Origin of the sequence: Paracraurococcus lichenis (assembly GCF_030657435.1) — a bacterium.
Taxonomy (GTDB): domain Bacteria; phylum Pseudomonadota; class Alphaproteobacteria; order Acetobacterales; family Acetobacteraceae; genus Paracraurococcus; species Paracraurococcus lichenis.
Window position 1 is genome coordinate 1 of the sequence record NZ_JAUTWS010000408.1, and the last position, 666, is coordinate 666.

Annotated in this window: 1 protein-coding gene; it reads right to left on the minus strand. The window is 69.2% G+C overall.

Translation table 11 applies throughout. The annotated features are described in order from the left end of the window. Positions 1 to 666, minus strand: a 666-nt coding sequence (gene tnpC / locus Q7A36_RS40530) for an IS66 family transposase (protein ID WP_305109447.1), incomplete at both ends; no start/stop codon positions are given.

Consider the following 666-nt stretch of genomic DNA (forward strand, 5'->3'; position numbering starts at 1 on the left):
CTTGCGACTCAAGACCAGGGGCCTGATGGCGCGTTCGACCACGTTCGAGTCTATGTCGGCGCGGCCGTCCGCGAGGAACTGTTCGAGGCCGTCGCGGTGGTTCAGCGCGTAGCGGATGGCCTGTGCCGTTGGGCTGGCGCCCGGCAATCGCCCCAGCTGCTGCTCGAGCCAGGCGAACAGATCCTCGACCAGCGGCCGGCTCCTGGCTTGCCGGATCGTGCGTCGCAGGTCCGGTGGCTTGCCGCGGATGGTGTCCTCGACGGCGTAGAGCGCTGCGATGCGCTGCAGGGCCTCCTGGGCGATCGGCGCGGTCCCATCCTTGGCGATGTCGAAGAACTCACGGCGCACATGGGCCCAACAGTAGACGAGTGTCGGGCCCTCGCTGCCGTCCTTCGGCACGGCCAGGCTCTTGTAGGCGGTGTAGCCATCGCACTGCAGCAGGCCGCTGTAGCCCGCCAGCAGGTCGCGGGCGTGTTCGGCACCGCGGCCCGGGGCGTAGTGGAACACCACCGCCGGCGGGTCGGTGCCGCCCCAGGGCCGGTCATCACGGGCGATTGCCCAGGCAAAACCCTTTTTGGTCTTGCCCCGACCGGGGTCGAGCACCGGCATGGAGGTCTCGTCAGCAAACAGCCGTACCGAGGCGCAGAGGATCTCGCGCATGCGCGC